The 10,600-nt window shown below is 40.4% G+C and carries 6 protein-coding genes; 4 read left to right on the forward strand and 2 right to left on the reverse strand.

The annotated features are described in order from the left end of the window. On the reverse strand, positions 1-1,347 hold a 1,347-nt coding region (locus GMD6S_RS07020), incomplete at its 3' end, for an ABC transporter substrate-binding protein/permease (RefSeq protein ID WP_000732041.1). 129 nt (positions 1,348-1,476) lie between these two features. Between GMD6S_RS07020 and GMD6S_RS07025 the strand changes: the two genes are divergently transcribed. Both GMD6S_RS07025 and GMD6S_RS07030 read left to right on the forward strand, forming a co-directional pair. Then, the gene (locus GMD6S_RS07025; RefSeq protein ID WP_000747709.1) at positions 1,477-3,372 is read left to right on the forward strand and encodes a DUF2207 domain-containing protein; all 1,896 of its coding nucleotides are present in this window, start codon (positions 1,477-1,479) and stop codon (positions 3,370-3,372) included. A 59-nt stretch (positions 3,373-3,431) separates the two neighbouring features. Continuing rightward, positions 3,432-4,277: an undecaprenyl-diphosphate phosphatase gene (locus GMD6S_RS07030; protein ID WP_000273568.1), complete on the forward strand. Its 846-nt coding sequence runs from the start codon at positions 3,432-3,434 to the stop codon at positions 4,275-4,277. A gap of 34 nt (positions 4,278-4,311) precedes the next feature. Here the strand turns inward: GMD6S_RS07030 and dinB are convergent, their stop codons facing one another. After that, a complete protein-coding gene (gene dinB, locus GMD6S_RS07035; RefSeq protein ID WP_000904552.1) occupies positions 4,312-5,373 on the reverse strand; it encodes a DNA polymerase IV in 1,062 nt (353 codons plus the stop codon). 231 nt (positions 5,374-5,604) lie between these two features. Here dinB and pflB point away from each other — a divergent pair, with 231 nt between their 5' ends. Both pflB and GMD6S_RS07045 read left to right on the forward strand, forming a co-directional pair. Continuing rightward, on the forward strand, positions 5,605-7,920 hold the full coding sequence (gene pflB / locus GMD6S_RS07040) for a formate C-acetyltransferase (RefSeq protein WP_000260621.1): 2,316 nt from the start codon (positions 5,605-5,607) through the stop codon (positions 7,918-7,920). A 320-nt stretch (positions 7,921-8,240) separates the two neighbouring features. Further along, positions 8,241-10,600, forward strand: a 2,360-nt coding sequence (locus GMD6S_RS07045; protein WP_000045551.1) for a Spy0128 family protein, incomplete at its 3' end; no start/stop codon positions are given.

Raw genomic sequence — 10,600 nt, forward strand, 5'->3', positions numbered from 1 at the left:
AGAGGTATCTTTGATATTGATGACAAACTCATTACCAGTAGCAGGTAGAATATTACGGACAACCTGAGGCAGGACAATCTTACGCATGGTTTGATTGTGGGTCATACCAAGAGCAGTTGCAGCTTCAAACTGTCCTTTGTCAACTGCTAGAATACCACCACGAACGATCTCTGTCATGTAGGCACCCGTGTTGATTGAGACGATGAAGATAGCGGCTAGTGTGCGGTCAAGATTGATACCGAAAGCTTGGGCAGTTCCATAGTAGATAACCATAGATTGAACAATCATCGGTGTACCACGGAAGATCTCGATATAGACATTGAGAATCCAACCGACTAGTTTCTGTAGGGCGTACATTGCCTTGTTCTCAGATAGTGGAGCGGTACGGAAGACCCCGATCGCAAGTCCGATAAGGAGACCTGTGATGGTTCCGATAATGGAGATTAAGAGTGTGATACCAGCACCACGCAAGAGTTGTTGCCAGTTCTCAGAAAGAATCTTAGCGACTTGGCTAAAGAAACTACTTTCTTCCTCTGTTGTTGTAGACTCCACAGGTTGCTCTTTGATCATACGATCCATGAGGGCTACTTGTTCATCCTTAGAGATGTTTTCGATACTGGCATTGATTTGGCTGATGCGGCTGTCATCTTTACGAAGTCCAATGGCAATAGCTGTATCTTCTTCGCCAGTTTTGAAACCTGGTTGAGGTTGGATCATTTTGAACTTAGCGTTAGCAGACTCAGCGGTCATTGCTTCAGGTCGTTCAGAAACATAGGCATCAATAACACCAGCTTCCAGAGCTTGACGCATTTGGGCGAAGTCACCCATAGCTGTTTCTTTTTTGGCACCTGGAATTTGGGAAATCAGGTCATAAAGATAAACACCTTGTTGAGACGTGATTTTTGCTCCGCTAAAGTCTTCCAAAGATTTGGCATTCGCATAGGCAGAGTCCTTTTTGACCAATAGAACCGGTTCGCTAGTATAGTAACTGCTTGAAAAAGCAATTTCTTGTTTGCGTTCAGCAGTTGGGCTCATACCGGCAATGATCATATCAATTTTGCCAGAAGTAAGGGCTGGAACAAGTCCTTCCCATTTGGTTTTTACGACCAAAGGTTCTTTGCCTAAGTCTTTGGCAATCTTTTTAGCGATTTGGACATCGTAGCCATTGGCATATTGGTTGGTACCGTCAATTTTGACAGCGCCGTTACTATCGTCGTCTTGAGTCCAGTTGAAGGGAGCGTAAGCTGCCTCCATCCCGATGCGTAAATATTCGTCGGCTTGGACTTGGCTAACTAGTCCTAAGGTAAGGGCTAGGCTAGCAAGGATAGATAAGCATAATTTTTTCATGTTTTCTCCTATTTCTAGTCTAAAAATGACTCTCTCTATTGTATCTAAAAATAGTGAGATTTTCAATACAAGTAAGCCTTTACTTATAAAAAATGATATAATGGTAAAAAGATTGAAAGGGAACCGATTATGAAAAAAAGATGGCTGTTGGCTTTGGTATTTACTTATTTATTATTTATACCGAGCCTGGTTTTTGCAGTAGACTTTGATATCTTATCCTATCAGGGGGATTTGAATATTCATGCAGATAATACTGCAATTTTTAAGGAAACAATTACCTACCGCTTTGGAGATGATTACAATGGTCAGTTAGTTGGGCTCGGAAAAGCTGGGAAAATGCCGGAAGGATTTGACATTGATCCCGACCCGACCGTTCAGGTCTCTAAAAATGGAAGAATTGTTCAAAATGTTTCCTTCTATACTATGGAGGAAGAGGACGGCTACAAGGTAAAAATTTACAATGCTGGATATGCCGGAGATACTGTTCGGGTAACGGTTACCTGGAAACTAACAAACCTTCTCTTCTTATATAAGGATATCGCAGAGCTAAATTGGCAACCCTTGACCGATAGTACTGGAGACATCAAAGAGATTGAGTTTAAGATTAGCTCTGATACCCCAGCAGAGAAACTCTATTTTCATGCAGGCCAACTCCTAAGGGACTCTAGTGTTGAAAAAGTAAATAATCTCTATCATGTCAAAATGAAAGACCTTCCTAGAAAGCGACAGATCGAATTACACGCATACTGGCCTAGAAGTGCTTTTGCAGGAGCTCCAGATCAAGGGTTAGAGGAAGAACGTTTAACCGATTTTAACCGGATTGAAAGCAATATAGCAACAGAAAAAGCGCAAAGTGAGATTTTGATGAAATGGGTATTCCCCGTCATTTTTATGAGTCTCTTACTTCTAGTTCCTATCTTCTATAGGATGTTTCGTCAGAGTACAAGCATTAAAAAGGTCTTTCCAAAAGATCACAGGCTTTATGAACCACCGATGGATTTGCCTCCAATGGTTTTAGCAGAAGCAGTGTATTCAACGTCCTTAGAGGAAGTCAATCCCCTAAACAAATCAGGGTTTGGTAAATTTACTTTTGAACGTTTGATTCAGGCAACCTTGTTGGATTTAGTAGATCGAGGTCATTTATCTATTTTCCAAGGTGATGAGGAACCTTATGTGCGCATTATCAGTGAAAAGGGTTTATCCAATTTTGAGAAGGAATGTCTGCGCATGACTTTGTCAAATAAGAAAGAATTGGCTATTTCAGAGCTCTTCCCTGATTACCAAGTTTCATCTTCCCTTTACCGTGGTGCCAAAGAGTCAGATGAAAAACATATCCGAGAAACAGGCTCGCGTCTCAAACGCTCCTTTGAAGGAAGACTTCAACGCATTCAGTCTTGTGTCAAGGATAAGGTCCATGTACTTCGTATCCCAAGCTACTATCGTCCCTTGACAAGTGAGGAACGCCGCCTTGCTCTCGGGATGCGGGTCTGTTCAGCCATAACAGCTCTAGGTGGACTGCTATTCTTTTACTATAGCTGGCAAACACATGGTTTCTTTTCGATCCCATTTCTACTCTTAGGTTTGACAGGATTAGGGGCTAGTTTCTGGGTTTATCTTGCCACGCGAGGAGCCTATCGCGATGGAGTTCTAACAGAGGAAGGAGCGGAGATCTTCTATCTCTGGACGAGTTTTGAAAATATGCTTCGGGATATCGCTCATCTGGATCAAGCCGAGTTAGAGAGCATCGTCCTTTGGAACCGTCTCCTGGTCTATGCGACTCTCTTTGGTTATGCCAAGAAGGTGAGCAAGTTAATGAAAGTCCGCCATATTCAGCTTGAAAATCCAGATTTGAATCTTTATGTAGCCTATGGTTGGCACTCACAGTTCGACACCTCAACTGCACAAATCAAGCAATATACTGCTGTAGCGAATACAGCTAGCAATTACTCTGTATCTTCTGGAAGTGGAAGTTCAGGTGGAGGATTCTCAGGAGGCGGAGGCGGTGGTAGCATCGGCGCCTTCTAAAAAATCTATCGCAACATCCGAAATTATGCTATAATAGAGAACAGAAAAAGGAGTAATGTATGTATTTTATTGAAATTTTGAAGTCAATCTTTTTTGGGATTGTTGAAGGAATTACAGAATGGTTGCCCATTTCAAGTACTGGCCACTTGATCTTGGTTGAAGAATTTGTACAATACAAGGACCAGAATGAAGCCTTCATGTCCATGTTTAATGTTGTCATCCAGCTTGGTGCCATTTTAGCAGTTATGGTCATTTACTTTAACAAGCTTAATCCTTTCAAACCTGGTAAAACTAAGGTAGAAGTTCGTAGAACTTGGCAGTTGTGGTCAAAAGTCTTTGTTGCGACCTTGCCTTTGCTATTGGTTTTTAAACTAGATGATTGGTTTGATGCTAACTTCCATAACATGGTTTCAGTTGCGATTATGTTGATTATCTATGGTGTTGCCTTTATCTACCTTGAAAAACGAAATAAGGCGCAAGCCATTGAACCAACAGTAACAGAGCTAGACAAGTTACCTTATAAAACAGCCCTTTACATTGGGCTCTTCCAAGTCCTCGCCCTCTTTCCAGGAACGAGCCGTTCAGGTGCGACGATTGTTGGTGGTTTGTTGAATGGAACAAGCCGCTCAGTCGTAACAGAGTTTACCTTCTATCTCGGAATTCCTGTTATGTTCGGAGCCAGTGCTTTAAAGATTTTCAAATTTATTAAAGCAGGTCAACTCTTGAGTTTTGGTCAACTATTCTTACTTCTTGTAGCCATGGGTGTTGCCTTTGGAGTCAGCATGGTTGCTATTCGTTTCTTGACCAGCTATGTGAAGAAACACGACTTTACACTCTTTGGGAAATACCGTATCGTACTCGGTAGTGTCTTGTTGCTCTATAGTTTTGTGCGTTTGTTTGTATAAGAAAAAAGCTTGAGGGAATTTTCCTTCAAGCTTTTTAAAATCCTGTCACTGTAATTCCTAGTAAACGGATACCTTTTTCTTTGTCAGCCAGTTCTTCGTAGAGTTGAAGGGCAGTTTGAGAAATCTGACTAGTGTCCTGTGTTGCTTGTGGGAGGCTTTTTCGTCTAGTCAGAGTGGAAAAGTCAGCATATCGTATTTTTAGGATAATGATTTTTCCAGCTTTGTCCTGCGTGCTGAGATTGAGAGCTACCTTTTCAGAGAGTAGAGTCAGCTCTTTTTTGATGTCTTCTTCTACTTGTAGGATCTTTCCGTAGGTTTTTTCCTTGCCGATGGACTTACGAATGCGATTGGACTTGACTGGAGAATTGTGAATACCACGAGCCTTTCGATAAAGATCATAACCAAGTCTGCCAAATCGATCGATTAAAGTAACTTCAGAAACGTCCAGTAAGTCTGCGCCAGTATAAATTCCCATTTCATGAAGGCGTTTAACTGTTTTTTTGCCCACACCATGGAATTTAGCAATGTCCATTTGTTTGAGAAAGTCTTGGGCTTGATCTGGGAGAATCACTGTCAAACCATGTGGTTTTTGATAATCACTAGCCATTTTGGCTAAGAATTTATTGTAGGAAACGCCAGCAGAAGCAGTCAGTTGTAGCTCTCTCCATATATCTTGTTGAATCAATCGGGCAATTTTAACTGCTGACTTGATACCGAGTTTATTTTCTGTTACATCCAAGTAGGCTTCGTCAATGCTCATAGGCTCAATCAAATCAGTGTAGCGTTTAAAAATAGCTCGAATCTCAAGCCCCACAGTCTTATACTTTTCATAATTTCCAGAGATAAAGACAGCTTGGGGACAGCGCTCATAAGCTTCTTTAGAGCTCATGGCTGAATGAACACCAAAAGCTCGTGCCTCATAGCTACAGGTAGAAACGACACCACGCCCACCTGTTTGTCTGGGGTCGCTTCCGATAATGACAGGTTTGCCCTTTAACTTGGGATTATCTCTTATTTCCACCGCAGCAAAAAAGGCATCCATGTCGATATGGATGATTTTTCTGGACAAATCATTTATCAATGGAAATATGAGCATTTCAATCCCTTTCTAGTGTCATTTTATATTTATTATACCCTTTTTTCTGAAAAAATGGGAAAGTTCAACCTGACTTTCAAAAATATAATACAGATAAGAGCAAAAAAGAGACTGTATTATAAAAGAAAGCGTCTAAAATACTGATTTTCTCTTGTTGAAATCGGTTACTGTATGGTATACTTGTCTCAAGAATGTAACAGATGACTGTTACTAGAAAAAGAGGACATTAACATGGTTGTTAAGACAGTTGTTGAAGCACAAGATATTTTTGATAAAGCTTGGGAAGGCTTCAAAGGCGTAGATTGGAAAGAAAAAGCAAGTATTTCTCGCTTCGTTCAAGCTAACTACACACCTTACGATGGAGATGAAAGTTTCCTTGCTGGACCAACAGAACGTTCACTTCACATCAAAAAAATCGTAGAAGAAACAAAAGCACACTACGAAGAAACTCGTTTCCCAATGGACACTCGTCCAACATCTATTGCTGATATTCCTGCTGGATTTATCGACAAAGAAAATGAAGTTATCTTCGGTATCCAAAACGATGAACTCTTCAAATTGAACTTCATGCCAAAAGGTGGTATCCGTATGGCTGAAACTACTTTGAAGGAAAATGGATATGAACCAGATCCAGCTGTTCACGAAATCTTCACTAAATACGTAACAACAGTTAACGACGGTATCTTCCGTGCCTACACTTCAAACATTCGTCGCGCTCGTCACGCTCACACTGTAACTGGTCTTCCAGATGCCTACTCACGTGGACGTATCATCGGTGTTTACGCACGTCTTGCTCTTTACGGTGCAGACTACTTGATGCAAGAAAAAGTAAACGACTGGAATGCGATCAAAGAAATTGATGAAGAAACAATCCGTCTTCGTGAAGAAGTAAACCTTCAATACCAAGCATTGCAACAAGTTGTTCGCTTGGGTGACCTTTACGGAGTTGATGTCCGCAAACCAGCGATGAACACGAAAGAAGCAATCCAATGGGTTAACATCGCCTTCATGGCTGTCTGCCGTGTTATCAACGGTGCTGCAACATCTCTAGGACGTGTGCCAATCGTATTGGATATCTTTGCAGAACGTGACCTTGCTCGCGGTACATTTACTGAATCAGAAATCCAAGAGTTCGTTGATGATTTCGTTATGAAACTTCGTACAGTTAAATTTGCTCGTACAAAAGCTTATGACCAATTGTACTCAGGTGACCCAACCTTCATCACAACTTCTATGGCTGGTATGGGTAACGACGGTCGTCACCGTGTTACTAAGATGGACTACCGTTTCTTGAACACTCTTGACAACATCGGTAACTCACCAGAACCAAACTTGACAGTTCTTTGGACTGACAAATTGCCTTACAACTTCCGTCGCTACTGTATGCACATGAGCCACAAACACTCTTCTATCCAATACGAAGGTGTAACAACAATGGCTAAAGACGGATACGGAGAAATGAGCTGTATCTCATGCTGTGTGTCACCACTTGACCCAGAAAACGAAGATCAACGCCACAACATCCAGTACTTCGGTGCTCGTGTAAACGTTCTTAAAGCTCTTCTTACTGGTTTGAACGGTGGTTACGACGATGTTCACAAAGACTACAAAGTATTTGACATCGATCCTATCCGTGACGAAGTTCTTGAATTTGAATCAGTTAAAGCGAACTTTGAAAAATCTCTTGACTGGTTGACTGACACTTACGTAGACGCTTTGAACATCATCCACTACATGACTGACAAGTACAACTACGAAGCTGTTCAAATGGCCTTCTTGCCAACTAAACAACGTGCTAACATGGGATTCGGTATCTGTGGATTTGCTAACACTGTTGATACATTGTCAGCGATTAAATACGCTACTGTTAAACCAATCCGTGACGAAAATGGCTACATCTATGATTACGAAACAATCGGTGAATACCCACGTTGGGGTGAAGATGACCCACGTTCAAACGAATTGGCAGAATGGTTGATCGAAGCTTATACAACTCGTCTACGTAGCCACAAACTATACAAAGACGCAGAAGCTACTGTATCACTTTTGACAATCACATCTAACGTTGCTTACTCTAAACAAACTGGTAACTCACCAGTCCACAAAGGTGTATACCTCAACGAAGATGGTTCTGTGAACTTGTCTAAACTTGAATTCTTCTCACCAGGTGCGAACCCATCTAACAAAGCTAAAGGTGGATGGTTGCAAAACTTGAACTCACTTGCTAGCCTTGACTTTGGTTACGCAGCTGACGGTATCTCATTGACAACTCAAGTTTCTCCACGTGCTCTTGGTAAGACTCGTGACGAGCAAGTTGATAACTTGGTAACAATCCTTGATGGTTACTTCGAAAACGGTGGACAACACGTTAACTTGAACGTTATGGACTTGAACGATGTTTACGAAAAGATTATGTCAGGTGAAGACGTTATCGTACGTATCTCTGGATACTGTGTAAACACTAAATACCTCACTCCAGAACAAAAAACTGAATTGACACAACGTGTCTTCCACGAAGTTCTTTCAATGGATGACGCATTGAGCTAAGATTCAATTAGAATGAAAAGAAAGCCAGTCAAAATGACTGGCTTTTTACTATAATATCAAAGATTGGCCTAATTGTAGATATAATATATATTAAGCTATTTATATCAGTTTACCGATATAAATAGTTCAAAATTGAATGGCTAGGTTATAGAATGGTGCAAATACGTGTATTTTTAAGTTAATATACTTGAATAGATTGTATTGAAATGTTATAATATATCAGATAAACTCTAGTTAGTGATAGGGGTTGTCAAAATAGTATGATGTAATCTCTTAGGGAGATTAGAAATAAAAATTTCATATAGAAAAGAGGAGAAGAAATGTCGAAAAGCAAAGCGTTAAACATGCTTTCTAAATTTTCTGCGTTAACTTTTGCTATTTTAGCTCTAGCATCTGTTTTGGTAGGGATTGTTAAAGCAGATAATCCTGTTTCAAAAGAATTGACACAAGTAATTACAGGCATCGATCTATTAGATGCTTCAGACACTAAGCAAAATGTGAGTTCAGAAGGAGATTTCTCGCTTCGTACGAATTTAGCATATAAGCTTCGCGTGACCTTTGATCTCAAACAGTATAATGAACATCTGAATAATGGAGATTATTTTACCTTTGATATACCTGCTCCTATGGCAGTTTATGAAGGGAGTCAGGATTTAATTGATCCGACAACAAAAGTTACTATTGGAGAAGCAGAAGTGACTTCAAATGGTACTGATCAAGGTGGGAAAGCAAAAATCACCTTAAAAAACTTGGATAAATATCTAGAGAAAACTGGTGGAGATAAGGTAAAGGATGTGTCAGGGAATTTTTCTGTTACTTTTAGATTCTTAAAGGATCAGAATAAAACCCGTATTAACTTTAATTCATCCTCATTGAAGCAAGAAGTGACTCACATTTATTCCTCAAAAACAATCGATGGTCCCAAAGTTGGTACTGAAAATTATGCTAAAATTGGGGGTCGTGCTGCCCTTGAAAGTTGGAACTCTCCAAAACTGGCTGAGATTGGTTCGGTTAGCAAGGGAGATGCATGGTCTACCTGGCGTGTACGTGTAAATACAGAGAAACAAGACTTAGGACAAAATATTGTATTACATGATACTATACCAAATGATGATACTAGTTACACTCCTGCACAGTATATTCCTGAGACTCTAAAAGTGTATAAGGCAAATATCACTGTTGGGACTTCTGCTGTTCCAGATGATGCAGTTTTGTTAACTGAGGGACAAGACTATACCGTTTCGTGGAACGAAAACTATACTTCATTTGATATCATTTTTAAAGATGGAACGACCTCTTATATAGTCTCTTATAACACAACAACTCCTAATGATGGAAGTAAAGTAGGAAATAGGGTTGCTCTGTCATTGGCTGACGGGACTAAATTAGCACAGAATACAAGTCGTCCGGGAGCACTTGATATGACAGCTGAGGCGACGTCTTTGATTTCTGGAACGATTGTAGCATCTACTGCTTACCAAATTAAGATTCATAAGACTGATGCCTTCACTCTTGCTCCGGTTTCGGGTGCGGTATATACTGTGACAGCAGCAGATGATGCAAGTGAAACAACAGAAGTGACTACGAATGAAAAAGGAGTAGCGCTTACGAAAACTTATGATCAGAAATGGGAAGGTAAAACGTTTAAGATCAAAGAGAAGACTGCCCCAGCAGGTTATAAACTAGATGAAAAAGAGTATACAGTTAAACTCGGTGCTGCGGGTTCTACTATTCATCTTAAAGATGAACCTGTTCCAGCTGTATTCAATGTGACGGCTAAGAAAGTAGTAGAAGGACGTACAGATAAACTTCCAAAAGCGGATGAGTTTACCTTTAACCTATTTTCTGCAGAGAACTTGAAGGACCCTGTAGCCACAGCAAAATCAAAAGCTGATGGAACTATTACCTTTGAGAATCTCCAAGTAAAAGGTGCGGGAACTTATCACTACATCATCAAAGAAGACACTTCAACAGCAGTTGCAGGCGTTGCATTTGATACAGAAGCCAAGGAAGTTACTGTAGCAGCAACTTTCCAAAGTGGAGTTTTAACAGCAACTGTCACATCTGCAGAACCAACTTTCACTAACACTTATAAAGTAACTCCAGCTAAAGAAACTATCACAGCTAAGAAAGTCTTGAACGGTAAAGAACTTGAAGCTGATAAATACGAATTCGAACTTAAAAAAGGTGAAGAAGTCGTTGCGACAGCTAAAAACGCTGCAGACGGCACCGTTACTTTCAAAGAAATTGAGTTCGAAACAGCAGGTGATTACACTTACACTATCACTGAAAAAGCAGGTAGTGAAAAAGGTGTGACATACGATACTGTTAAACACGAAGTTAAGGTAAAAGTTACAGATAACGGCCAAGGTCAACTTGTTGCAACTGTTACAGGTAACAACCCAACCTTCACCAACACCTATAAAGCAGCTAAAACAAGTGCAACGATTACAGCTAAGAAAGTCTTGGAAGGTAAAGCCCTTGAAGCTGATAAATACGAATTCGAGCTTAAAGAAGGTGACAAAGTCGTTGCGACAGCTAAAAACGCTGCAGACGGTACTGTTACTTTCAAAGAAATCGAATACAATGAAGCAGGCGACCACACTTACACTATCTCAGAAAAAGCAGGTAGCGAAGCAGGTGTGACATACGACACTGCTACACATGAAGTGACAGTAAA

This window comes from Streptococcus sp. GMD6S, assembly GCF_000297015.1.

Coding starts and splice junctions, on each gene's coding strand:
- pflB (WP_000260621.1), top strand. CDS start 5,605: ATGGTTGTTAAGACAGTTGTTGAAGCACAAGATATTTTTGATAAAGCT.
- GMD6S_RS07030 (WP_000273568.1), top strand. CDS start 3,432: ATGTATTTTATTGAAATTTTGAAGTCAATCTTTTTTGGGATTGTTGAA.
- GMD6S_RS07025 (WP_000747709.1), top strand. CDS start 1,477: ATGAAAAAAAGATGGCTGTTGGCTTTGGTATTTACTTATTTATTATTT.
- dinB (WP_000904552.1), bottom strand. CDS start 5,373: ATGCTCATATTTCCATTGATAAATGATTTGTCCAGAAAAATCATCCAT.